The organism is Lysobacter enzymogenes, from assembly GCF_900106525.1.
Lineage (GTDB): Bacteria > Pseudomonadota > Gammaproteobacteria > Xanthomonadales > Xanthomonadaceae > Lysobacter > Lysobacter enzymogenes.
In genome coordinates this window covers 511,246-532,906 of the sequence record NZ_FNOG01000003.1, presented here as the reverse complement: position 1 = coordinate 532,906, position 21,661 = coordinate 511,246, and the positions used below count along the sequence as shown (strand labels likewise).

The window sequence follows — 21,661 nt, the reverse complement described above, 5'->3', positions numbered from 1 at the left end:
GTGGGGTGAGGATGCCGTGGCATCCAGGCTCCCGTTATGGGGGTGGCGGCGCGGGAGCGCAAGCAAAGCCCGCCGGACGGCCCGCAGAATCGAGAAAAACCGCTTTTAAATCATTGCCTTGTGATACAAATCCGGGCCTGGGACAAAGCGTCCCGCCCGCCCCGCCGATCAGGACGCCACCGATGCAACGCTTGCGCGACGCCATCGATCAATACAACGCAAACCGGGCCCGCTTCTGGGACGACGACTACAACACCCTGACCGCGCCCGGGCCGGCCGCCGAGGACGCCATCGCCCGGCTGCGGGCGCTGGAGCCGCGGCCGCTGCCGGCCGAGCTGGAGGAGTTCTACCGGCGCTTCGGCGGCCTGGGCAACCAGGACAACACCGAGTCGCACTGCATGGAACTGCCCGGCCCCGCCGCCCTCGCCGAAGGGCTGGCGCAGGCCGACGATTGGCAGCGTATTCGCTCCTTGGGTTTGGTCGATGTGATCGTCCACAGCTGGGGCAACGACCGGCCCGAGTTCGAACCCGGCGCGAATTTCCAGCAGCCCGAGCTGGACGCGCTCAACGCGCGCTACCGCTGCTTCGGCTGGTACCGCACCGACACGGTCGGGGAAAGCGCGTGGTACGTGTACGCCGACGAAGCGGGCCGGTTCGGCGCGCTGTATTACGACCAGGACGGGTTCGGCAGCGTCGAACGCCTGCTGCGCGCGATGCTCGGCGCCAGCCCGGCGCGGCAGTCGCTGGAAGAGGCCTTGTGCGAAGGCGTGGAGCGCGCGCGGCAGGCGATGATCGAGTGGAACGGCGATGGGGAAGAGGACGCGGCCTGAAGGCCTCGCCCGCTGTTTTGCCGGCGCACGCACGCTGCTCTTTTGTGGGAGGGGCCTGCCTTGTGGGAGGGGCTTCAGCACCGACGCTTTTGTGCCGGATCGCTGCGACCTGAAAGGACAGCGTCGGGACTGAAGTCCCTCCCACAAGAGCGGGACCACTTCGCAGTCGTAGCGCTTGCCGCGCAGGCCGGAAACGGCTTTTTTGTGGGAGGGGCTTCAGCCCCGACGCTTTTGTGCCGGATCGCTGCGATGTGAAAAGACAGCGTCGGGACTGAAGTCCCTCCCACAAGAGCAGGACTGCCGCGGCGTCCATCGAACAAAGAAACCGACCCCGAAAACGATCGCCCCCGCACTGGGCGGGGGCGACGGTCTTGCTTTTACGGCGGACTGGCTTACTCGGCCGAAGCCACCTTGGGCTGCGCCGGCGGCGTCTGGTAGATCAGGTAGGGCTCGGACTTGTGCTCGATGACCGACTCGTCCACCACCACCTTGCTGACGTTCTCCAGCGACGGCAGTTCGTACATCGTGTCCAGCAGCACCGACTCGACGATGGTGCGCAGGCCGCGCGCGCCGGTCTTGCGCTTGAGCGCCTTCTTGGCGATCGCCGACAGCGCGTCGGGACGGAACTCCAACTCGACGTTCTCCATCTCGAACAGCTTGCGGAACTGCTTGGTGATCGCGTTCTTCGGCTCGGTCAGGATCGAGATCAGCGCCGGCTCGTCGAGCTCCTCGAGCGTGGCGACCACCGGCAGGCGGCCGACGAACTCGGGGATCAGGCCGAACTTGATCAGATCTTCCGGCTCGACGTCGGCGAGGATCTTGCCGATGTCGATCTTGCGCTCGGCGCTCTTGACCTTGGCGCCGAAGCCGATGCCGCCGGCCTCGGTGCTGCGCTGCTGGATGATCTTGTCCAGACCGGCGAACGCGCCGCCGACCACGAACAGGATGTTGCGCGTGTCGACCTGCAGGAATTCCTGCTGCGGATGCTTGCGCCCGCCCTGCGGCGGCACGCTGGCGATGGTGCCTTCGATGAGCTTGAGCAGCGCCTGCTGCACGCCTTCGCCGGACACGTCGCGGGTGATCGACGGGTTGTCGCTCTTACGCGAGATCTTGTCGATCTCGTCGATGTAGACGATGCCCTGCTGCGCCTTCTCGACGTCGTAGTCGCACTTCTGCAGCAGCTTCTGGATGATGTTCTCCACGTCTTCGCCCACGTAACCGGCTTCGGTCAGCGTGGTGGCGTCGGCGATGGTGAACGGCACGTTGAGCAGCCGCGCCAGCGTTTCGGCGAGCAGGGTCTTGCCCGAACCGGTCGGGCCGACCAGCAGAATGTTCGACTTCGACAATTCGACGTCGTCGTTCTTCTGCCGGCTCTCGATGCGCTTGTAGTGGTTGTACACGGCGACCGCGAGCGTGCGCTTGGCGCGCTGCTGGCCGATCACGTACTGATCGAGCACCTCGAGGATCTCGCGCGGCTTGGGCAGGTGGCTGCGCGCCGACTGCGCCTTCTCCTCGAGTTCCTCGCGGATGATGTCGTTGCACAGCTCCACGCACTCATCGCAGATGAACACGCTCGGGCCCGCGATCAGCTTGCGGACTTCGTGCTGGCTTTTACCGCAGAACGAGCAATACAGGATCTTGTTGCTGTCGCCCGTGCTGCGTCCTTGTCGTTCGTCGGTCATGCTTGATTTGGCCCGTTGGTGCTCAGTCTTGTGGTGCGCGTTGGCTTCTTAATATGCCTAAATCGCCTGGGCGGCAAGCGCCGCCGAGGCTCGTTCAGGCGACACGGGCCGAGGATAGCACAGCGTCCCGGGCCCTCCCCCTGGATCTGCCTGAGCGAACATAGTTCAGGCGGATCAAAGGTTTGCGCGTGCTGTCGGCCCGCCCGACGGCGTGCTTACGAGGCCTGGATGGTCTCGTCCGGACGGCGCTCGAGCACCTGGTCGACCAGGCCGTAATCGCGCGCGGCCTCGGCGCTCTTGAAGTTGTCGCGCTCGGTGTCGCGGGCGATGGTCTCCAGCGACTGGCCGGTGTGCTTGGACAGGATTTCGTTGAGGCGCTGGCGCAGGGTCAGGATCTCGCGCGCGTGGATGTCGATATCGGTGGCCTGGCCCTGGAAGCCGCCAAGCGGCTGGTGGATCATGACCCGCGAATTCGGCAGCGCCAGGCGCTTGCCCTTGGCGCCGGCGGCGAGCAGCAGCGCGCCCATGCTGGCGGCCTGGCCGATGCAGATCGTGCTCACGTCGGGCTTGATGTACTGCATGGTGTCGTAGATCGCCATGCCGGCGGTGACCACGCCGCCCGGGGAGTTGATGTAGAAGTTGATGTCTTTCTCGGGGTTTTCGGCCTCGAGGAACAGCATCTGGGCCACGATCACGTTGGCGACGTGGTCGTCGACGCCGCCGACCAGGAAGATCACGCGCTCCTTGAGCAGGCGCGAGTAGATGTCGTAGGCGCGCTCGCCGCGGCTGGTCTGTTCGACCACCATCGGCACCAGATTCAGGGCTTTGGTTAGGTTATCCATGGGTTAAACGGCACCTGTGGCTGACGTAGGGGGCGCTGGAGTTGCTTGCGCGGTTGAGCCCAACTTGGGGCCGGTCGCGGCGCAGCGCAAGAGGCGCGATTGCTAAAACGCCGCGGGGCGCCGCCCGGCGGCCTGCCGATGCCGGCGGCCAGTGCGGCGAAGGCCCTCGCGGGGAGGGCCTCCGGCTGGATCGCGCAAAGCGGGCGATGCAAAGCAAGCGGCCCGCGGCGGTGGCCGCGGGCCGTGCGATCGTCAGTTCGGACGGATCGCGTCGCTGAACGACAGCGGCTGCTCGGTGTGCTGGGCGCGCTCGGCGATCCAGTCGATCACCTGCTCTTCCATCACCCGGTTCTGCAGGCCGGCCATCAGCTGCTGGTCGTTGCGGTACAGGTCGATCACCTGCTGCGGCTCCTCGTAGGTCGAGGCGATCAGGCGCAGGGTCTCGTTGACGCGCTTGGCTTCCAGGCGCAGGTCGTTGCGGCGGGCGATCTCGCCGACCAGCAGGCCGACCAGCACGCGCTTGCGCGCCGAATCCATGTAGCTCAGGTGGGCGTCGTCCGGCGCGCTGATCTGGCGGCCCTGGCGGCGGGCCTGCTCGACGGTCTGCCAGACCATGTTGCGGGCTTCCTGCTCGACCAGCTTGGGCGGCATTTCCACCGCTTCGTAGGCCTTGACCAGCTGCTCGCCGACTTCCTGGCGCAGGCGGTTCATCAGCGCGCCCTTGAGCTCGCGCTCCAGGTTGGTGCGGATGTCGGCGCGGAACTGCTCGGCATCGCCGCTGCGCACGCCGAAGCTCTTGATGAACTCAGCGTCCACTTCCGGCAGCACCGGCTCGGACACGTGGTTGATCTTGAGGTGGACGTTGGCGGTCTTGCCGGCGACCTCGGCGGCGCGCCAATCGGCCGGGAACTCGACCTGGGCGACCTTCTCCTCGCCGGCCTTGACCCCGATCATGGCGTCTTCCAGCGGCTTGAACATCGCGCCGGAGCCGATCTGGGTGCTGCCGTGCTCGGCGCCCTCGGCCGGCAGGCGCAGGCCGTCGACTTCGGTCCAGGTTTCCACTTCGACGATGTCGCCGTCCTGGGCGCCGCGCTCGACCGACTTGAGGGTGCGGCGCTGCAGGCGCAGGTTCTCGATCATCGCGTCGATGTCGGCGTCGGACACCTCGGCGGTGTGGCGCACGACTTCCAGCTTGCTCACGTCGATGTCGCCGAAGTCCGGCACCACCTCGAAGGTGGCCACGTAGGACAAGGTGCCTTCGGCTTCGCCGGCCGGCTCGATGCTCGGGTTGCCGGCGATCTGCAGCTGTTCCTTGCGCACCGCGTCGCCGAAGCTCTCGCGCAGCATGCCGTCGAGGATTTCGGCGCGGACCTGGGCGCCGAAGCGCTGCTCGATGATCTTGGCCGGCACCTTGCCCGGGCGGAAGCCCTTGATGTTGGCGCCGCGCGCGATTTCGCGCAGGCGGCCGCCGACCTGGGTTTCCAGGTTTTCGGCCGGGAGGCTGAAGGTCAGTCGGCGCTCCAGCGAGCCCAGCGATTCGAGCGAAACTTGCATATCCACTCCTGCGACCGCGGCACCTGCCGCGGCGACGATGTTGTTGATCCGGTCCGGCCGCCGGCCCGGGGGTGAAACTCGCCGGCCGGCGGAACTTGCTAGTTTGGCCGATTACGCGCTGGGCTGCCAGCGTTGCGCAGCCGAAAGGCTGGCGGGCGGCGGGTTTTGGGGCCGATGCCGGGTTTTGCGGGGTGTGTCGCAGGCGGCGGTGGGATTGGGAGCGAGGGCGGCGAAGCGGGGAACAGCCGCGTTCAACTGCGCCGGCTGGGAAGGCCGGCCATTGATGCTTGGCGTGGCGGCTGTTTTGTCTGCCGGCCGCCTTGGTGCGAAAGGCGGGACTCGAACCCGCACGCCTTGCGGCGCTGGAACCTAAATCCAGTGCGTCTACCAATTCCGCCACTTTCGCATCGCCGGCGCGTCGGCCGGGCCCGCATTCTAACGGCGCGCCGGCGCAAATGCCGAGCCCCGCCGGCGACGGGCGAGGCGCCAGCGCAGGCAAGCCGCCGGCCGCCGCGCGCGGCTATGCTGCGCCCTTCCCCACCGGCTGCGACCGCCATGCGCGAGCTGTATCCCGAGATCGAGCCTTACCGCACCCATCGCCTGGCCGTGGATGCGGTCCACGAGTTGCACGTCGAGGAATGCGGCAACCCGCACGGGCTGCCGGTACTGTTCCTGCACGGCGGCCCCGGCGCCGGCGTGTCGCCGTACCACCGCCGCTTCTTCGATCCGGCCCGCTACCGCATCGTGCTGTTCGACCAGCGCGGCGCCGGCAAGTCGACCCCGCACGCGGAGCTGCGCGACAACACCACCTGGCATCTGGTCGCCGACATCGAGCGCATCCGCGCGATGCTCGGGATCGAGCACTGGGTGGTGTTCGGCGGCTCGTGGGGTTCCACCCTGGCGCTGGCCTATGCGCAGGCCCATCCGCAGCCGTTGCTGGGGCTGGTGCTGCGCGGCATCTTCCTCGGCCGGCCGCCGGAGCTGCGCTGGTTCAACGAGCTCGACGGCGGCGCGCGCTGGGTCTTCCCCGAGCGCTGGCAGCGCTACCTGGACTACATCCCCGAGGAAGAGCGCGGGCAGATGGTCGAGGCCTACTGGCGGCGCCTGGACAGCGACGACCCCAAAGTGCGGATCGAAGCGGCGATGGCCTGGAGCGATTGCGAAGGCGGCAGCACCACGCTGCTGCACGACCCGAACGAGCCGGGCATCCACGGCGATATCGAATCGGCGGTGAGCGTGGCGCGCGCCGAAGCGCACTACTTCCGCCACGACGTGTTCCTGGAACCCGATCAGTTGCTGCGCGATGTCGCCCGCATCCGCCACATCCCGGCGACCATCGTGCACGGGCGCTACGACATCATCTGCCCGGTCAAGAGCGCGGTCGACCTGGCCGCGGCGTGGCCGGAAGCGCAGTTGCGCATCGTCCTGGCCGGGCACAGCGCGGCCGACCCGGCGATCGTGGATGCGCTGGTGACGGCGACGGACGCGCTGGCCGAGCGGTTCGGCAAGCGTTGAGGGCGCGCTCGCCGAACGTCGCGGGCCGGTAGCTTCGTCCGCAGCCGCGCGGGCCGCGTTCTAGCTGCGCGGCGACGGTGACGTGCGCGCGGCGATCACGGCGCGGACGTTTCCGCTGCGCCGTCGCACTGTTCCTGCAACCACTGCGCCGCGGCCTCGAACGGCCGCTCGCTGCGCTCGTCCGGCAGCAGCGGCCCTTGCTGGGCGACGCCGTCGCGATCGAGCAGGCGCGCGATCGTCAACGCCAGCACTCCGCCGGACGGCAGGTGAACGCCCTGGTTGGCGGTGGTCGCGCCGGCGGTGGCGGCGCCGAACGAACGCGCATTGCGCTGGCCCTTGAAGCCTAGCGCCACGATTTCGCCGGAGCTGGCCGTCTGCGGCCCCAGGATCAGCGCGATGCGCTGCGGCCGCGCCGGCAACGGCGGCAAGTCGACGCTCGGCAGGCGCAGGCGGCCCGAATGCAGCGCGCCTTTGCGCACGTACAGTTCGGTGCGCCCGCCGCGGCCGTCGTAGACCTCGACCAGACCCTCGTCGTACAGCGGCGCCAGCCCGCCCATCATCGGCCACATATTGCCGCCGCCGTTGGCGGACAGATCGAGAATCAGGCCGCAGCGGCCCTCGCCCAGCGATTCGATCAAGGCCTGGCGCACCTGCCGCGCTGCCTGCGCCACCGCCGCTTCGCCGTCGCCGACCCAGCCGTTGAGCGACAGCCGCGCGAACCCGTTCGACGGCGCCAGCGCTTGCGCGATCGGCGCGCGCTCCTTGCCGTCGCCCTCGTCGCGGGCGCCGCCGAGGTTGGCAGCGAGCTGTCCGGCGCTGAGATAGAACGAATGCCCGTCGCCCAACGATGCCAGCACGTAGCGGATCGCCGCCGCGCGCCCCGCTTCGCCGGGCTCGGCGCGCACCAGGTCCGCGGCGCGTGCGCGCACCGCCGGCCAATCGGGGCGGTCGGCGTTGAGGGCGCGTTCCTGGGCCAGTTCCAGCGCGAGGTCGACATTGGCGTCGCCGGTGCTGGCGTTGTTACTGGCGTCGACGTCGTCGTGAGGCGTCGCTGCCGATGCGCCGCCGGCGAAGACCAGGGCCAGCGCGATCGCGCAGGCGCGCACGATCGCGTGAGGCGTTGCGTGCGGGATAGGGTGCGACGAACGGCGAGACATGGTTTCGGTCCTGATGGCCGGCCTCCTGGCCGGACTCGATGATGGCGGCATCGCGAAACCGCATCGCTCGCGCCGCCGTCGGCGAACGCGACGATACGAGAAAACCGGCGCCGGCGCGGCCCCGCTGGCGCGCCCGACCGAGCCGGTCGTGGCTCGCGGCTGCAAGAACGCAGCGACCCTGCCGGCCAGACGGCCGGCAGGGTCGCAGTTGTCGCGCCGGTCCGCTCATTCTTCGAGTGGGCGGCGCCACGTCAGCGGTTACTGCGCGGTCACTCGATGCAATGCCCGCCGCCGACCGGGCAGGCCCGCACGAACACCCACTTGTTCTTGCTGCAGGTGTAGTAGTAGCGCCACCCGTTCTGCACGATGGTGGTCGCCGCGCCGTTCGGGCTGCAGAACTGCCCGCCCACCTGCGCGTTGGCCGCGCCGACGCCGATCACCAGTCCCGCAGCGAAAACCGCCGCCGTCGCCGCCTTCATCATGGTCCGCTTCATGCACCTCTCCTTGTTCATACGATGATGTCGCTGGGTCGTTCCCCTGCGCGCCCGACGCCAGCAAGCGGCGCACGCGCGCGCCGGAGCGGACAGCCAGCGATTCTGTCCGCCACCGGGTAGCCGGAGTTTTGAGGGGGAGGCAACGACGAGCGCGGACGCTGCAAGCGGTCGCGCGGCTCGATGATTCAGGGATACCGGATTTCGCGCCCGCTGTCCGCCGCTGCGCCGACGAAGTCACGGCCGAAATGTGATGTTTTCCGGCACTTTTAGTGCGCCATAGAGACACATCGTGAGTGCGCGCGGTCACTGGCCGCTTTCGACGGCCAGGCGCGCCCCAGCCGGCTCAGTCGTCGGCGATCGCCGCGGCGGCGAACGGCGCGAGCACCGTCCAGCCCAGGCGCGCATACAGCGCGCGGCCGTCTTCGCTCGCGACCAAGAGCTGGGGATTGGCCCGCGACTTCCGCGCTGCGCCCAGCGCGCTCATCACCGCCGCGCCCAGGCCTTTGCGCCGATGCGACGGCGCGGTTTCGATCCGGTCGTAGACGAAGACGTCCGCCGTTTCCGCCGCGTAGCCGCTGGCGGCCAGCTCGCCGTCCGCCGCGACGACGCAAGCGCGCGCCACGGGGCCGGCGCGGTAAAGCTCCACGGTGTACCCGTCCGGCGCCGGCAGCGCCTGCGCGGCCGCCGCCTCTGCCGCGGTCATGAAATAGTTCGCCGGCTGCAGCGTCCAGCGCGCCGGCAACGCGCTGCGCAGTTCTTCGTCCGAGCCGCACAGCTTCAAGTAATGCCGCGGCGCCGCGATTTCGCGCGCGACCTCGCGCAGCCCGTCGCACAGTTGCGGGAACACCCAGCGCTTGGTTTCTTTCTCCGAACCGGTATCCACCCGCACGCCGCCGCGGTCGGGCACCGGCGACGGCGCGCCGCGGGCGATGCAATGCGCGGTCTGCCAGGCGAACACCAGCTGAGGATCGAGATAGGAAGGCGTCATCGTTGAATCGTCGTGTGCGTTCGGACGCGCGCAGGCTACTGCCGCGGCGCGATGCCGGGTGGCTGCCGCGCCGTCCGCGAAGCTCGCGATAAGAACATCGTCGCGTCGCGCAAACCGAGACGACGAGTCACGACGACCCCATCGCCCGGACAAGCCGCGCCCCGCATCGATCCGATCGCCCGTCGCGCCGCTTCAGCGCTCAAACCGAACGCAAGCGCCGCCGATCGCGCAGATAACTGCCCAGCCCCATGCCGAAGGTCGCGGCCATCGCCATCAAGGCCAGCTCCACGGCCACCTGCAGCACGCCGATGGCGCCGTCGAAGATCTGCGGAGCCAGCGCCTGCAGCGCCCACGAGCACAACCACGACAGCGCCGTCGTCGCGGCCATGGCCGCCACCGTCTCGGCGATGGGATGGCCGTCGGCGCCGGCCGCCATGTGCGCGAACACCGCCAGGTACAGCGCAAACCCGGCCACGTTGCCGATCAGTTCGTACCTCGCCGCGGCGGCCAGTTCCTGGGGCGCGAACAACCCCTGGACGAAACCGACCGCGAAGCCTGCGAACCACAAGGCCAGCGAATACTTGGCGATCCGTTTCCAATTCATGCCGCAATCCTTGTCGTGGCAACGCAGCGCGCAGCGATGCGCGCGCTTCGGGCTTTTCGTCCGGAAAAGAAAAAAGGACCTGGCGTGAGCCAGATCCTTTTTGTTTGGTGGGCCGTCAAGGATTCGAACCTTGGACCTATTGATTAAGAGTCAACTGCTCTACCAACTGAGCTAACGGCCCGGTAAAACCGAGGAGCGAAATCTTACACAACAACTTCGCTCCGCACAACACTTTCGTTACAACAATCTTCCGTCGCAACGATTTGAATGGGGTGGCTGAGGGGACTCGAACCCCCGACATCTGGAATCACAATCCAGTACTCTAACCAGCTGAGCTACAGCCACCGTAGAACACTTACAAGCTGCGCATTGTACCGCACAGCGCTTGCGAATTTGGCGCGCCCGGCAGGAATCGAACCTGCAACCACCGGCTTAGAAGGCCGGTGCTCTATCCGGTTGAGCTACGGGCGCCAGGAAAGTCGAATCTTAACTGACGGCCGGCCTGGTCGATGGATGGTCGGGGCAGAGGGATTCGAACCCACGACATCCAGCTCCCAAAGCTGGCGCTCTACCAGGCTGAGCTATACCCCGGAACCGGGACTCCCGTGGCGCGCCAACGCCGCGAAAGGCCGCATAGTGTCGTCGCCGCTTCCTGAACTGTCAATCCTGTCGCGCAATCGGTTCGCGCCGCCGGTCCGCGCCCGGCGGTAAGCACACTTGGAAACATCCTGCCGCGGCCGGCCGCAAACAGCGCCGTGTATGCTTTCGCCGATCAGAAAACCTATTCCGCCGCCGGCCGGGCCGGCGGCTCGTTACGAAAAGGAGCTACACCGATGATGCGCAGCGGCAACCCCGCCCTGAAGGAATCCACCTTCCTCGACCTCGGCAGCGGCGCGGTCGTCCGCGGCGACGGCCAGGCGATGACCCTGAACGGTACGGTCAACAAGACCGGCTTCCTGCTGCTGCTGACCGTGCTCACCGCCGCGTTCGCCTGGAACCAGATCGAGATCGGCCCGCGCGGCCAGGTCTCCGGCGCCGGGCTGTACCTGTGGGGCGGCCTGATCGGCGGGCTGATCATGAGCCTGGTGACCACCTTCAAGAAGGAATGGTCGCCGATCACCGCGCCGATGTACGCGTTGCTGGAAGGCTTCTTCCTCGGCGCGATCTCCTCGATCTTCGAAGCGCGCTTCCCGGGCATCGTGATCCAGGCGGTGATGCTGACCTTCGGCACCCTGTTCGCGCTGCTGGCGGCCTACCGCACCGGCCTGATCAAGGCCACCGAGAACTTCAAGCTCGGCGTGGTCGCCGCCACCGGCGGCATCGCGTTGGTCTACCTGGCCTCGATCGTGCTGCGCTTGTTCAACATCGAAATCCCCTACATCCACCAGTCCGGCATCATCGGCATCGGCTTCAGCCTGTTCGTGGTGGTGGTGGCGGCGCTGAACCTGGTGCTGGATTTCGACTTCATCGAAACCGGCGTCGAGCAAGGCGCGCCGAAGTACATGGAGTGGTACGGCGCGTTCGGCCTGATGGTCACCCTGGTGTGGCTGTACATCGAGTTCCTGCGCCTGCTGTCGAAGCTGCAGTCGCGCAACTGATCGACTGCCGCGCAATCTCGCGAAAAGGGCGCCTTCGGGCGCCCTTTTCGTTTGCGGCCGGCGCTTACAGCGGCAGCTCGTAGCTGCGTTTCACCACCTGGCTCGGCAGGTCGGTCTTGACGTTGGAAATGCCGTTGGCGCGGGTCAGGTGGGTGGTCTGGAAACGGCGGTAATCGTCGAGGTCGGCGACGACCACGCGCAGCATCGCGTCGCATTCGCCGAGCACGATGTAGCACTCCATCACCTGCTCCAGGCGTTGCATCGCGGCGACGAAGCGGTCGATGGTCTCGGCGTCCTGGGTCAGCAGCCAGACCCGGGTGAACAACGACATGCCCAGGCCCAGCCGGGCCGGGTTGAGCACGGCGACGTAGCGCTCGATCACCCCCGCCTCCTCAAGCAGGCGGACCCGGCGCAGGCACGGCGACGGCGACAGGCCGACGCGCTGCGCCAGTTCGGCGTTCTGGATGCGCCCGTCGCGTTGCAGGACGCGCAGGATGTGGCGGTCGGTCTCGTCCAGCCTCATGGCAATCCTGACCTCGCTATCGGCAATTGAGTGGCAGTTCCTGCCAATAATTCCGACAAACGCGCCATCCGCGCAACCCTGCGCCGCGGCTTTTGGCCGACGATGGCGTTCATGGACCTGCACACCGCCCTGCTCTTCTGCGCCACCGTGTTGCCGCTGATCTGCACGCCCGGCCCCGACATGCTGTTCGTCGCCTCGCAAAGCCTCGGCGGCGGCGCCCCGGCCGGGCTGCGCGCCACCGCCGGGGTCTGCGCCGGCTACGTGCTGCATTCGTTGCTGGCCGCGCTCGGGCTGGCGGCGCTGGTGGCGGCGTCGCCGCTGCTGTTCCAGGCCTTGCGCTGGATCGGCGTGGCCTATCTGGCGTGGCTGGCGTTCAAGCTGCTGCGCTCGGCGCTGCGGCCCGGCGCGCTCGAGATACAGGCGGCCGGCCGGCGCGATGCGTTCCGCCGCGGCTTCCTGACCGCGGCGCTGAACCCCAAGGGGATGATGATTTACCTGGCGATCCTGCCGCAGTTCATGCGCGCCGATGCGCCGGCGGCCACGCAGGCGATCTCGCTGTCGGCATTGTTCGTGAGCGGTTGCGCGCTGATCTATGCGGCGCTGAGCCTGATCCTCGGCCGCGGCGCGCGCGGCGGCGGCGGAACACCTGCGCTGGGCGGGCGACGGCGGCGCTGGATCGATGGTGTCGCCGGTGGATTGATCGTGGCAGCGGCGGGGAAGCTCGCGCTGAGCTGAGCCGCGGCGAATGCGAGAGCACCGACTGTAGGAGCGACGCGAGTCGCGACCGCGGCACCACGCGTACGACGCAAGCTTGCAACCCTGCGGTCGCGACTCGCGTCGCTCCTACCGTCGGGGTTGCGGGTTCGCGGGTTCGGAAACGAAAAACGGCGCCTTCAGGCGCCGTTTTCGTATCGTGCTGCGCAAACCGCGAGGATCAGTAGCGATCGTCTTCGCCGGTGTCGTTGTCGCGGCCTTCCACGCCTTCCGGCGGCGGCGGCTGGTCGCCGACGGTCCACAGGCGCTCGAGGGCGTAGAACTCGCGCACGCGCGGCAGCATGACGTGCACGACCACATCGCCGAGGTCGACCAGCACCCATTCGGCCTCGCGCTCGCCTTCCACGCCCAGCGGCATGACATCGAGGTTCTTGGCGAACTTGACGACTTCGTCGGCGATCGACTTGACGTGGCGGGTCGAGGTGCCGGAGGCGACCACCATGTAGTCGGTGACGCTGCTCTTGCCGCGCACGTCGATTTCCACGACGTCCTTGGCCTTGAGTTCTTCGACCGCGGCGTGGACGGTCTTGAGCAGCAGCTCGGTCGGCGGCGGCGGATTCGGCAGCTGGGTCTTGATGACTTGGGCTTGGCTGGTCAAGAGGTACGGCTCATCGTTCGGAAGATATGTGCCGATTATACCCAAGGCCTTTGCGGCGGCGCTGCGGACCGCGCGGCGGGGCGTTCAGGCGGTCGTCGCGCCGCGGTCGGCGACGACGCCGTACAGGCCGCTGGCGCGGATGTAGGCGGCTACCGGCGCCGGCACGAACTCGTCCCAGGGCCGGCCGTCGGCGATGAGCTCGCGGACCTGGCTGGCCGATTCGGCGTGCAGCGGCTGCTTGAGCCGGTAGACGCGCCCGGCCGGGGCCCGGCCCAGGTCGGCCGGATCATCGGTCTCGCAGCCCGGTGCGATAGCGTCGATGCGGCCCTCGTCGAGCGGGCTGCCCGGCCGCTCGGCGACGACGAAATGGGCCAGGCCGAACAGCGCCTGCCATTCGCGCCATTTGGGCAGGTCGAGGAAGCTGTCGGCGCCGACCAGCAGCGCCAGCGGGCGTTCCAGGCCGAACTCGCCGCGCGCCTCGCGCAGGGTTTCGACGGTGTAGGAGCGGCCTTCGCGCTGCAGTTCGCGCCGGTCCACGACCAAGCCGGCCTCGCCGGCCACGGCCAAGTCCAGCATGTGCGCGCGCTGCGCCGCATCGGCGCCGGGCGCGGCGCGGTGCGGCGGATCGGCGGCCGGCATCAGCCGCACCTGCGCGGCCAGCGCGTCGCGCGCGGCGCGGGCGACGGCGAGGTGGCCGTCGTGGATCGGATCGAAGGTGCCGCCGTAGAAAACGACGAGGCTCATGCGCGAACGCTGCCGCTCAGCTTGCGGAGACCGCGAGCAGGCGCAGCGCGCGCGGCTCGGCCACCGCCAGCAGCAGCCGCTCCAGCGCCACCCAGGCGTCGCCGGCCTCGCGGCCCTTGGCCATGCGGTCCACGCGCCCGGCCTGGGCCAGCAGCGCTTCCCAGCGGCGCGCGTCGTGGCGCTGCAGGGCGCGGCGGTACATCGGTTGCTTGGAATCCCAGATCCGCTGGGCCTTGAACTCGGACGACAGGTTGCCGCCGCGCGCCGACACCCGCGCCAGCGCGGCGGTGCGCTGCAGTTCCATCACCACCATGCCCAGCAGCGCCGGCACCGCTTCGCCCTCGGCGCGCAGGCCGGCGAGCATGCGCGAGACCTGCGCGCCCTGCCCGTTCATGGCCGCGTCCAGCACCCGGAACACGTCGAAGCGCGCGGCGTCGGCGACCAAGGCCTGCATGCGCTCCACCGTGAGGGTTTCGCCGTCGGACAACAGCGCCAGCTTGTCGACTTCCTGCGCCGCCGCGAGCAGGTTGCCCTCGACCCGGTCGGCCAAGCTCTGCACCGCGTCGCGGTCGGCGCGCAGGCCGCGCTGGCGCAGGCGGCGCTCGATCCATTCGGGCAATTCGTGCGGCTTGATCGCCCAGGCCACGGCGATGTGGCCGATGCGGCCGATCGCCTCGCTCCACTTGCCGCCGTGCTGCTTGCTCCATTCGCCGCAGGAGATCAGCAAGGTCGCATCGTGCGGCGGCGCGGCGCAGAAATCGGCGATGACTTCGCTTCCTTCCTTGCCCGGCTTGCCGGTGGGCAGGCGCAGTTCCAGCAGGCGCCGGCTGGCGAACAGGCTGGGCGCGCGGAAGCTCGCCGACAGCGCGTTCCAATCGGGCTCGCGTTGGTTGCCTTCGGCTTCGAACACTTCGCGCTCGCCGATGCCCTGGGCGCGCGCGGCGGCGCGCACGGCGTCGGCGGCTTCCAGCACGCGCAGCGGCTCGGGGCCGGCGATCAGATAGGCCGGGCGCAGCGGTTCCTGGTCGAGCTGGGCGACGAGGCGCTCGGGGGTCAGTTCCATGAGGCGGCGGGCCGGCCGGCGATGCGGCTCAGCGCCGTTCGCTGACCGCGCCGATCCGGCGCAGCACCGCCGAACTCATTTCGCGGCGCATTTCGCGCATCAGGATTTCGCGCTCGCCCTCGGTGCCGATGGCGTTGGTCGGGCTGGACACGTAGTCGCGCGACAGTTCGATGCTCTGGCGCGGCACCAGCGGCTTGCCGTCGGCCTTGCGCAGTTCGAACACCACCGCGTAGCGCAGGCTGTATTCCTGCACGCGGCCGAGTTCGTCGAGCGCGGCCGGGGTGTCGCCCCAGCGTTCGGACATCAGGTCCAGCACCGCCACTTCCGCCGAGCCCTCCTGGGCCGGCACCGCGCCGGCGCGGGTCAGCGCCTGGGCCAGCGATTCGGCCAGCGGGCTGTAGCGGTCGATCGAGACCACGCGCACGGGGCCCAGGTCCGGCGGCAGGGTCAGGGCCTGGCGCAATTGGAAACCGCAGGCCGACAGGGCCAACACGAGAGCCGCAAGCGACGTGCGGGCAAGAAGGGAGCGAGGCGTCATGGGGCGAAGTCTGGACGAGGCGGCCGTGGGCATCAATAGCGAAGGCTGAACCGTGCGGCGCGGCGCGCGCCGGCTCAGTAACGGATTTCGCGACCGGCGAACGCGGCTTGCGCGCTGCGCGCGCCCGGCAGCGCCAGCAAGCGGTCGTACCAGGCCTTGAGCGCCGGCCAGCGCTGCGCCCAATCGGTGTGGGCGACGCCGGCGGCTTCGGCCCAGGGTTCGACGGTGAAGCACAGATAGCCCATGCAGGCCACGTCGGCGATGGTCGGCGCGTCGCCGGCCAGCCACGGGGTTTGCGCGAGCTGGGCCTGCAGGCGGTCGAGGTCGGCGCGGCTGCGGCGGTCGTACCAGGCCAGCAGGGCCGGATCGTAGGCGCCGAACTGGCGGCCGTAGCGCGCATGAGCGAGGTTGAGGCTGACCCGGTTGGCTTCCCACGACAGCCATTCGCGCACGTGCAGGCGCTGGGCGAGCTCGGCGCCGTCGAGGCGGCGCGGGCCGCCGGCGGCGTCCTGGCGGGTGGCGAGATAGTCCAGGATCACATTCGACTGGCACAGGTTCAGCCCGTCGATGAGCAGTACCGGCACTTCGCCGTGCGCGGCGACGGCGCGGAATTCCGCCGAGCGCTGTTCGCGCGCGATGCGGATGTTGACCTGGCGCTGCTCGTACTCGACGCCGAGCAGGTCCAGCGCCAGCGCGACCTTGTAGCTGAAGCCCGAATCGGGATGGCAGTAGAGGATCGCGGTCATGGGCCGGGACTCGGGATTCGCAGTGGGAGATCGGGCGATGCGGTGGCCCGCCGGCGCGGAATGCGCACGCAGGCGCGCCGCGCGACCGGCCCGGCGCAAACGCGGGACCGGCCGGCGGCGCGCGGTTTCAGCTGGCGACGATATTGACGATCTTGCCCGGCACCACGATCACCTTGCGCACCGTCAGGCCTTCCAGGTACTTGACCGCGTTCGGCTCGGCCAGGGCCAGCTTCTCGATCTCGTCCTTGGGCGCGCTGACCGCAACCTCGATGGTGCCGCGCAGCTTGCCGTTGACCTGCACCGCCAGGGTCACCGCGTCGCGCGTCAGCGCGGCCTCGTCGGCCTGCGGGAAGGCGATGTCTTCCAGCAGCGTCTCGGCGTGGCCCAGGGTCTGCCACAGCGCGTGGCTGGTGTGCGGGGTGATCGGGTTGAGCAGCAGCACGATCGCTTCCAGCGCTTCCTGGCGCAGGGCGCGGCCGTTGTCGCTGGCGTCGTCGAACTTGTACAGGTGGTTGAGCAGTTCCATCACCGCGGCGATCGCGGTGTTGAAGCTCAGGCGGCGGCCGTAGTCGCTGCCGACCTTCTGCACTGTCTCGTGGATCTGCCGGCGCAGGGTCTTCTGCGCGGCGCTGAGCGCGGCCGCGTCCAGCGCCGGCGCGGCGCCCGCATCGGCGTGCTTGTGCACCGCGGTCCACAGCCGGCGCATGAACCGCGCCATGCCTTCCACGCCGGCCTCGTTCCACTCCAGCGACTGGTCCGGCGGCGCGGCGAACATCGAGAACAGGCGCACGGTGTCGGCGCCGTACTTGTCGACCATCAGCTTCGGGTCGACGCCGTTGTTCTTCGACTTGGCCATCTTTTCGATGCCGCCGATCTCCACCGGCAGGCCGTCGGCCTTGAGCGTGGCGCCGACGATGCGGCCGCGCTCGTCGCGGGTCACCTCGACGTCGGCCGGATTGAACCAGTCTTCCTTGCCCTTGGGTCCGCGGAAGTAGGTCTCGGCGATCACCATGCCCTGGGTCAGCAGGTTCACCGCGGGCTCGTCGCTGTTCACCAGCCCCTGGTCGCGCATGAGCTTGTGATAGAAGCGGAAGTACATCAGGTGCAGGATCGCGTGCTCGATGCCGCCGATGTACTGGTCCACCGGGGTCCAGTACTTGGCGCGCTCGTCGACCTGCTGGGCCGCGCCCGGCGAGGTGTAGCGCGCGTAATACCAGCTCGACTCCATGAAGGTGTCGAAGGTGTCGGTTTCGCGCTCGGCCGCGCCGCCGCACTGCGGGCAAGTGGTCTTGCGCCAGTTCGGGTCGGCCTTGATCGGCGATGCGACGCCGCTGAATTCCACGTCTTCCGGCAGCACCACCGGCAGCTGATCTTCCGGCACCGGCACGTCGCCGCAGCTCGGACACAGGATCACCGGGATCGGACACCCCCAATAGCGCTGGCGGCTAACGCCCCAGTCGCGCAGGCGGAAGTTGACCCGGCGGTTGCCGCGGCCCTCGGCCTCGAAACGCGCGGCCAAGGCGTCCAGCGCCTGCTGGAAGTCCATGCCGTCGTATTCGCCGGAATTGACCAGCCAGCCGCGCTCGCCCCACGGGCCCTGCTCGTCGATGGCGGCCTGGAACTGCTCCACCACCTGCACCGCGGCGCTGGTGTCGTAGACATCCAGCGCCGGCGCGCCGCCCAGGGCGCTGCGCATCGGGTCGGCGTGCGCGGACACGTCGCGGCCGATCTCGGCCAGCGCGTCGCGCACCGCGTCGGAGACGATCACGGTCTTGATCGGCAAGTGATAGCGCTTGGCGAATTCCCAGTCGCGCTGGTCGTGGCCGGGCACGGCCATGACCGCGCCGGTGCCGTAGTTCATCAGCACGAAGTTGGCCACGTACACCGGCACCTGCTCGCCGGTGACCGGATGCACCGCGCGCAGGCCGGTGTCGCGGCCGCGCTTTTCCTGGGTTTCCAGTTCGGCCTCGGACACGCCGCCCTGGCGCAGTTCGGCGATGAACGCGGCCAGGTCGGGATCGGTCTGCGCGGCGTGCGCGGCCAGCGGATGCTCGGCGGCGACCGACACGTAGGTCACGCCCATCAGCGTGTCAGGACGGGTGGTGAACACCACCAGGTTGTTCAGCGCGGCATCGACCGGGCGGCCGTCGCCTTCGACCACGTCGAAGCGGATCTCCAGGCCTTCGCTGCGGCCGATCCAGTTGCGCTGCATGGTCTTGACCGCGTCCGGCCAGCCCGGCAGCGCGTCCAGGCCGTCGAGCAGCTGCTGGGCGTAGTCGGTGATCTTGAGGAACCACTGCGGGATTTCGCGCTTTTCCACCAGCGCGCCGGTGCGCCAGCCGCGGCCGTCGACGACCTGCTCGTTGGCCAGCACGGTCTGGTCGACCGGATCCCAGTTCACCACCGAGTTCTTGCGGTAGGCCAGGCCCTTCTTCATCAGCCGCACGAACATGCGCTGCTCGTGCACGTAGTAATCCGGCGTGCAGGTGGCGAACTCGCGCGACCAGTCGATGGCGTAGCCCATGGTCTTGAGCTGCGCCTTCATGTGGGCGATGTTGGCGTAGGTCCACTTGGCCGGCGCGGTCTTGTTCTTGATCGCGGCGTTCTCGGCCGGCAGGCCGAACGCGTCCCAGCCCATCGGCTGCAGCACGTTGAAGCCGGTCATGCGCTTGTAGCGCGAGATCACGTCGCCGATGGTGTAGTTGCGCACGTGGCCCATGTGCAGCGCGCCGGAGGGATACGGCAGCATCGACAGGCAGTAGTACTTGGGCTTGGCTGAGCGCTCGTCGACCTCGAACGCGCGGGTGTCGTCCCAGTAGCGCTGGGCGGCGGCCTCGAGGGCGCCGGGCTCGAAGGCCTTGGTATCGGTCGGGGAATCGTTCGGAGCGGGGGCGGCGGCGTCGGACACAGGCGTGGCGATGGCGATGGGGCAGGACCGGCAAGCCTACCGCAGCGCACAAAAGCCTGCCACGCGCGCGGCCGCGCCGCCGGGCGGCGGCTTCGCGCCAGCCGGCGGACGGCGGCGTGCACGGCGCCATAGCGCCGGTATGGGACACTGCCCCGGTCGGACCGTCTCCCGAGCTCGTCTTGGCCCAGCCCCCGCCGCCCTCGCCGCCCTCGCCGTCCCAGCCCGCCGCCGCGCCGCGGTTCGCGCGCCTGGCCTCGCGCTACCGCGTCTACCGGCTGCCGGCGTTCCTGCTGGCGGCGGCGCTGCTGGCCGTGGTCGGCCTGGCCACCGTGGTCGGGCTGCGCAGCTTCGCCGAGAGCGCGCAGTGGGTCGAACACTCCTATCAGGTCATCGCCGAGCTCGAATCGACCCTGGCGGCGACCCGCACGGTCGAATCCAGCGCCCGCGGCTACCGCCTCACCGACCGCCCCGACCTGCACGCCGAGTACCTGTCCAGCATTCCGGCGGCGCTGAGCCATTCGGCCCAGCTGATCGCGCTGACCCGCGACAACCCGCTGCAGCACCGCCTGGCCCGCGACATCGAGCGGCGGGTGCGTCAGCGCCTGGCCGAAATCGACCGCCTGCTGGAACTGCACCTGCGCGACCCGCAGCAGGCCCGGCTCAGCAGCCTGACCAGCAACGGCGCCGAGCAGATGCGCGCGCTGACCGCGGTGGCCGACAACATGCGCGAGCACGAACGCGGCCTGTTGGCCTCGCGCGACGCGCGCACCGAGCGCAACGCCGCCCTGCTGACCGCGCTGGTGATCGGCGGCCTGCTGCTGGCGCTGAGCCTGCTGGCCCTGCTGATGCTGAGCCTGTGGCAGGAAAACCGCCGCAGCCGCGCGCTGGAGCGCGAAAGCCGGCAGGCGCTGGCCGAACTGGAGGCCTCGGCGGCCGAGCGCCAGCGCCTGACCGAGCGCCACCGCAGCCTCAGCCACTACGCCGGCCTGCTGCAGAGCTGCCAGACGCTCGAAGAGGCGCTGGACATGACCGCGCACGTCATCGCCGACCTGATCCCGGAACTGGGCGGGCGCTGCTACGTCCTGCGCGCCTCGCAGAACCTGGCCGAAACCGCGGCGCGCTTCGGCCGCGAAGCCATCGCCAGCGCCGACCTGCTGCACCCCAACGACTGCTGGGCGCTGCGCCGCGGCCAGGTCCACCGCAGCCAGGCCCACGACGGCGGCGTGCGCTGCGCCCACCTGGAGCGCGCCGACCCGCAGCGCGCCCACGCCGGCGACGACGACCCGCGCTGGAGCCTGTGCGTGCCGCTGATGGCGCAGAACACCTCGCTCGGCCTGCTGTGCCTGAGCGGCGCGCGGCCGCCGCGCGAGGCCGACCTGGCCCTGGTCCAGTCCATCGCCGAACAGCTCAGCCTGGCCATCGTCAACCTGCAACTGCGCGAAACCCTGCGCGTGCAGTCGCTGCGCGACCCGCTGACCGGCCTGTTCAACCGCCGCTACCTGGAAGAGAACCTGCAGCGCGAACTGCTGCGCTGCCAGCGCCGGCACCTGCCGCTGTCGGTGCTGATGCTCGATGTCGACCACTTCAAGCGCTTCAACGACACCCACGGCCACGCCGCCGGCGACGCGCTGCTGGCGCGGATCGGGCAATTGCTGCAGGAACTGGTGCGCAACGAGGACATCGCCTGCCGCTACGGCGGCGAGGAATTCACCATCGTGCTGCCGGAAGCCGACGCCGAGGCGGCGGCGCAGCGCGCCGAACGCATCCGCGCGGCGATCGCGGCGACCACCATCGTCCACCTGCGCCAGACCTTCGGCCCGGCGACCTGTTCGATCGGCCTGGCCACCTCGCAGGGCGAGCGCGACACGCCGCAGCAACTGCTGCAAAGCGCCGACGCGGCGCTGTACCGGGCCAAGGCCGAAGGCCGCGACCGGGTCGTCGACGGCAACCGCAGCGCGGCGGTGGCGAGCGACGCGCGCGCCTGAGCGGCGGCGGGCGGCCCGGCCATCGAAACCGATCCCGCGGCCGCGCCATGCACCGCGGCCGCAACCGCCGAACGGCCCGGGGCGGCGACGCCGCCCCGGGCCGCCGGATCGGCTCAGATCACACGCACACCCGGATCGGCAGGCCGTTCTTGCCGGGAATCAGCTTCTCGACCTTGCCCGGCGGGCACTGCTTGATCGGAACGAAGATGTCGGCCAGGGCGTGGGTGGCGAAGGTCAACAGGCCGGCGGCGACAAGGGCCGCGAAGACGCGCGATTTGCTCATGGGAGGTTCGACTCGCTGGGCGAACCGGAATGACGTGGCGAAGGCAGCGGAAACCCCGGTCCGTATGGATTCCGGCCGGGGCCCACCTTGCGCAAGCGCTGCCGGGCTGGCAAGTGCGCTCGCGCCGCCGCCGTCGCCGTTTTGGCCAACTGGGTTACGAAATCGCAAGCGCGCTACACCGTCGCGGCGTTTCGCGCGCCGCAGTGCGCGCATGCGCCTGCGTATGCACTCAGGT

20 protein-coding genes, 5 tRNA genes and 2 pseudogenes are annotated in these 21,661 nt (G+C 69.3%); 5 read left to right on the top strand and 22 right to left on the bottom strand.

Going from position 1 to position 21,661, the window contains the following annotated elements; genetic code table 11:
* The first annotated feature begins 182 nt into the window (after positions 1 to 182).
* The gene (locus BLU84_RS10165) at positions 183 to 830 is read left to right on the top strand and encodes an SMI1/KNR4 family protein (RefSeq protein ID WP_074866009.1); all 648 of its coding nucleotides are present in this window, start codon (positions 183 to 185) and stop codon (positions 828 to 830) included.
* A gap of 70 nt (positions 831 to 900) precedes the next feature.
* On the opposite strand, the pseudogene BLU84_RS28465 reads toward BLU84_RS10165, so the two are convergent.
* From BLU84_RS28465 to BLU84_RS10145, 6 genes and pseudogenes are all read right to left on the bottom strand, one after another.
* Positions 901 to 975: pseudogene (locus BLU84_RS28465) on the bottom strand (DUF6053 domain-containing protein); the annotation flags it as partial.
* A gap of 67 nt (positions 976 to 1,042) precedes the next feature.
* Positions 1,043 to 1,117 (bottom strand): annotated as a pseudogene (locus BLU84_RS28460) (DUF6053 domain-containing protein); the annotation flags it as partial.
* A 105-nt stretch (positions 1,118 to 1,222) separates the two neighbouring features.
* A complete protein-coding gene (gene clpX, locus BLU84_RS10160) occupies positions 1,223 to 2,512 on the bottom strand; it encodes an ATP-dependent Clp protease ATP-binding subunit ClpX (protein ID WP_074866006.1) in 1,290 nt (429 codons plus the stop codon).
* A gap of 215 nt (positions 2,513 to 2,727) precedes the next feature.
* A complete protein-coding gene (clpP, locus tag BLU84_RS10155; RefSeq protein WP_057948282.1) occupies positions 2,728 to 3,354 on the bottom strand; it encodes an ATP-dependent Clp endopeptidase proteolytic subunit ClpP in 627 nt (208 codons plus the stop codon).
* Positions 3,355 to 3,606: 252 nt separating this feature from the next.
* On the bottom strand, positions 3,607 to 4,908 hold the full coding sequence (gene tig / locus BLU84_RS10150; RefSeq protein ID WP_074866631.1) for a trigger factor: 1,302 nt from the start codon (positions 4,906 to 4,908) through the stop codon (positions 3,607 to 3,609).
* A 321-nt stretch (positions 4,909 to 5,229) separates the two neighbouring features.
* Positions 5,230 to 5,314: transfer RNA gene (locus tag BLU84_RS10145), tRNA-Leu, on the bottom strand.
* 149 nt (positions 5,315 to 5,463) lie between these two features.
* Between BLU84_RS10145 and pip the strand changes: the two genes are divergently transcribed.
* On the top strand, positions 5,464 to 6,423 hold the full coding sequence (pip, locus tag BLU84_RS10140) for a prolyl aminopeptidase (protein ID WP_074866003.1): 960 nt from the start codon (positions 5,464 to 5,466) through the stop codon (positions 6,421 to 6,423).
* Between the two features lie 95 nt (positions 6,424 to 6,518).
* Here pip and BLU84_RS10135 read toward each other — a convergent pair whose 3' ends face one another.
* From BLU84_RS10135 to BLU84_RS10100, 8 genes are all read right to left on the bottom strand, one after another.
* The gene (locus BLU84_RS10135) at positions 6,519 to 7,580 is read right to left on the bottom strand and encodes a S41 family peptidase (protein ID WP_170849136.1); all 1,062 of its coding nucleotides are present in this window, start codon (positions 7,578 to 7,580) and stop codon (positions 6,519 to 6,521) included.
* Between the two features lie 269 nt (positions 7,581 to 7,849).
* Positions 7,850 to 8,074 carry a hypothetical protein gene (locus BLU84_RS10130; protein WP_074865996.1) on the bottom strand — a complete coding sequence of 75 codons (225 nt, stop codon included), beginning with the start codon at positions 8,072 to 8,074 and terminating at the stop codon, positions 7,850 to 7,852.
* Positions 8,075 to 8,417: 343 nt separating this feature from the next.
* The gene (locus tag BLU84_RS10125; RefSeq protein WP_211664517.1) at positions 8,418 to 9,215 is read right to left on the bottom strand and encodes a GNAT family N-acetyltransferase; all 798 of its coding nucleotides are present in this window, start codon (positions 9,213 to 9,215) and stop codon (positions 8,418 to 8,420) included.
* Between the two features lie 46 nt (positions 9,216 to 9,261).
* On the bottom strand, positions 9,262 to 9,666 hold the full coding sequence (locus BLU84_RS10120; RefSeq protein ID WP_074865990.1) for a hypothetical protein: 405 nt from the start codon (positions 9,664 to 9,666) through the stop codon (positions 9,262 to 9,264).
* A gap of 105 nt (positions 9,667 to 9,771) precedes the next feature.
* Positions 9,772 to 9,847 (bottom strand) — tRNA-Lys (locus BLU84_RS10115).
* An 87-nt stretch (positions 9,848 to 9,934) separates the two neighbouring features.
* Positions 9,935 to 10,011, bottom strand: a tRNA-His gene (locus tag BLU84_RS10110).
* Between the two features lie 49 nt (positions 10,012 to 10,060).
* Positions 10,061 to 10,137: transfer RNA gene (locus tag BLU84_RS10105), tRNA-Arg, on the bottom strand.
* 43 nt (positions 10,138 to 10,180) lie between these two features.
* Positions 10,181 to 10,257 (bottom strand) — tRNA-Pro (locus tag BLU84_RS10100).
* Between the two features lie 245 nt (positions 10,258 to 10,502).
* On the opposite strand from BLU84_RS10100, the gene BLU84_RS10095 reads away from it, so the two are divergent.
* Positions 10,503 to 11,264 carry a Bax inhibitor-1/YccA family protein gene (locus BLU84_RS10095; protein WP_074866628.1) on the top strand — a complete coding sequence of 254 codons (762 nt, stop codon included), beginning with the start codon at positions 10,503 to 10,505 and terminating at the stop codon, positions 11,262 to 11,264.
* 64 nt (positions 11,265 to 11,328) lie between these two features.
* On the opposite strand, the gene BLU84_RS10090 is transcribed toward BLU84_RS10095, so the two are convergent.
* A complete protein-coding gene (locus BLU84_RS10090) occupies positions 11,329 to 11,787 on the bottom strand; it encodes an Lrp/AsnC family transcriptional regulator (RefSeq protein ID WP_074865987.1) in 459 nt (152 codons plus the stop codon).
* A 111-nt stretch (positions 11,788 to 11,898) separates the two neighbouring features.
* Between BLU84_RS10090 and BLU84_RS10085 the strand changes: the two genes are divergently transcribed.
* Entirely contained in the window at positions 11,899 to 12,522 is a 624-nt protein-coding gene (locus tag BLU84_RS10085) for a LysE family translocator (RefSeq protein ID WP_074866625.1), read from the top strand.
* 199 nt (positions 12,523 to 12,721) lie between these two features.
* Here BLU84_RS10085 and rsfS read toward each other — a convergent pair whose 3' ends face one another.
* The 6 genes from rsfS to leuS all read right to left on the bottom strand — a co-directional run bounded on the left by rsfS (position 12,722) and on the right by leuS (position 19,158).
* A complete protein-coding gene (gene rsfS / locus BLU84_RS10080) occupies positions 12,722 to 13,159 on the bottom strand; it encodes a ribosome silencing factor (RefSeq protein WP_074865982.1) in 438 nt (145 codons plus the stop codon).
* A gap of 84 nt (positions 13,160 to 13,243) precedes the next feature.
* Positions 13,244 to 13,903 (bottom strand): nicotinate-nucleotide adenylyltransferase, encoded by a 660-nt coding sequence (gene nadD / locus BLU84_RS10075; protein WP_074865979.1) that lies wholly within the window; start codon positions 13,901 to 13,903, stop codon positions 13,244 to 13,246.
* A 16-nt stretch (positions 13,904 to 13,919) separates the two neighbouring features.
* Positions 13,920 to 14,966: a DNA polymerase III subunit delta gene (gene holA / locus BLU84_RS10070; RefSeq protein ID WP_074865976.1), complete on the bottom strand. Its 1,047-nt coding sequence runs from the start codon at positions 14,964 to 14,966 to the stop codon at positions 13,920 to 13,922.
* A gap of 28 nt (positions 14,967 to 14,994) precedes the next feature.
* Positions 14,995 to 15,459, bottom strand: coding sequence for an LPS-assembly lipoprotein LptE (locus BLU84_RS10065; RefSeq protein ID WP_232518451.1), 465 nt, complete (start codon positions 15,457 to 15,459; stop codon positions 14,995 to 14,997).
* A 119-nt stretch (positions 15,460 to 15,578) separates the two neighbouring features.
* Entirely contained in the window at positions 15,579 to 16,250 is a 672-nt protein-coding gene (locus BLU84_RS10060; protein ID WP_074865970.1) for a glutathione S-transferase family protein, read from the bottom strand.
* A gap of 127 nt (positions 16,251 to 16,377) precedes the next feature.
* A complete protein-coding gene (leuS, locus tag BLU84_RS10055) occupies positions 16,378 to 19,158 on the bottom strand; it encodes a leucine--tRNA ligase (RefSeq protein ID WP_074865967.1) in 2,781 nt (926 codons plus the stop codon).
* A 179-nt stretch (positions 19,159 to 19,337) separates the two neighbouring features.
* On the opposite strand from leuS, the gene BLU84_RS10050 reads away from it, so the two are divergent.
* Positions 19,338 to 21,143 carry a sensor domain-containing diguanylate cyclase gene (locus BLU84_RS10050; RefSeq protein WP_083382473.1) on the top strand — a complete coding sequence of 602 codons (1,806 nt, stop codon included), beginning with the start codon at positions 19,338 to 19,340 and terminating at the stop codon, positions 21,141 to 21,143.
* Between the two features lie 118 nt (positions 21,144 to 21,261).
* On the opposite strand, the gene BLU84_RS27145 is transcribed toward BLU84_RS10050, so the two are convergent.
* Positions 21,262 to 21,426 (bottom strand): hypothetical protein, encoded by a 165-nt coding sequence (locus BLU84_RS27145; protein ID WP_170849135.1) that lies wholly within the window; start codon positions 21,424 to 21,426, stop codon positions 21,262 to 21,264.
* Positions 21,427 to 21,661 lie beyond the last annotated feature (235 nt).

Bases quoted from the DNA above. Each gene is read 5' to 3' on its own strand.
- BLU84_RS10165 (WP_074866009.1), top strand. From the start codon at position 183: ATGCAACGCTTGCGCGACGCCATCGATCAATACAACGCAAACCGGGCC.
- clpX (WP_074866006.1), bottom strand. From the start codon at position 2,512: ATGACCGACGAACGACAAGGACGCAGCACGGGCGACAGCAACAAGATC.
- clpP (WP_057948282.1), bottom strand. From the start codon at position 3,354: ATGGATAACCTAACCAAAGCCCTGAATCTGGTGCCGATGGTGGTCGAA.
- tig (WP_074866631.1), bottom strand. From the start codon at position 4,908: ATGCAAGTTTCGCTCGAATCGCTGGGCTCGCTGGAGCGCCGACTGACC.
- pip (WP_074866003.1), top strand. From the start codon at position 5,464: ATGCGCGAGCTGTATCCCGAGATCGAGCCTTACCGCACCCATCGCCTG.
- BLU84_RS10135 (WP_170849136.1), bottom strand. From the start codon at position 7,580: ATGTCTCGCCGTTCGTCGCACCCTATCCCGCACGCAACGCCTCACGCG.
- BLU84_RS10130 (WP_074865996.1), bottom strand. From the start codon at position 8,074: ATGAAGCGGACCATGATGAAGGCGGCGACGGCGGCGGTTTTCGCTGCG.
- BLU84_RS10120 (WP_074865990.1), bottom strand. From the start codon at position 9,666: ATGAATTGGAAACGGATCGCCAAGTATTCGCTGGCCTTGTGGTTCGCA.
- BLU84_RS10095 (WP_074866628.1), top strand. From the start codon at position 10,503: ATGCGCAGCGGCAACCCCGCCCTGAAGGAATCCACCTTCCTCGACCTC.
- BLU84_RS10090 (WP_074865987.1), bottom strand. From the start codon at position 11,787: ATGAGGCTGGACGAGACCGACCGCCACATCCTGCGCGTCCTGCAACGC.
- BLU84_RS10085 (WP_074866625.1), top strand. From the start codon at position 11,899: ATGGACCTGCACACCGCCCTGCTCTTCTGCGCCACCGTGTTGCCGCTG.
- nadD (WP_074865979.1), bottom strand. From the start codon at position 13,903: ATGAGCCTCGTCGTTTTCTACGGCGGCACCTTCGATCCGATCCACGAC.
- holA (WP_074865976.1), bottom strand. From the start codon at position 14,966: ATGGAACTGACCCCCGAGCGCCTCGTCGCCCAGCTCGACCAGGAACCG.
- BLU84_RS10060 (WP_074865970.1), bottom strand. From the start codon at position 16,250: ATGACCGCGATCCTCTACTGCCATCCCGATTCGGGCTTCAGCTACAAG.
- BLU84_RS27145 (WP_170849135.1), bottom strand. From the start codon at position 21,426: ATGAGCAAATCGCGCGTCTTCGCGGCCCTTGTCGCCGCCGGCCTGTTG.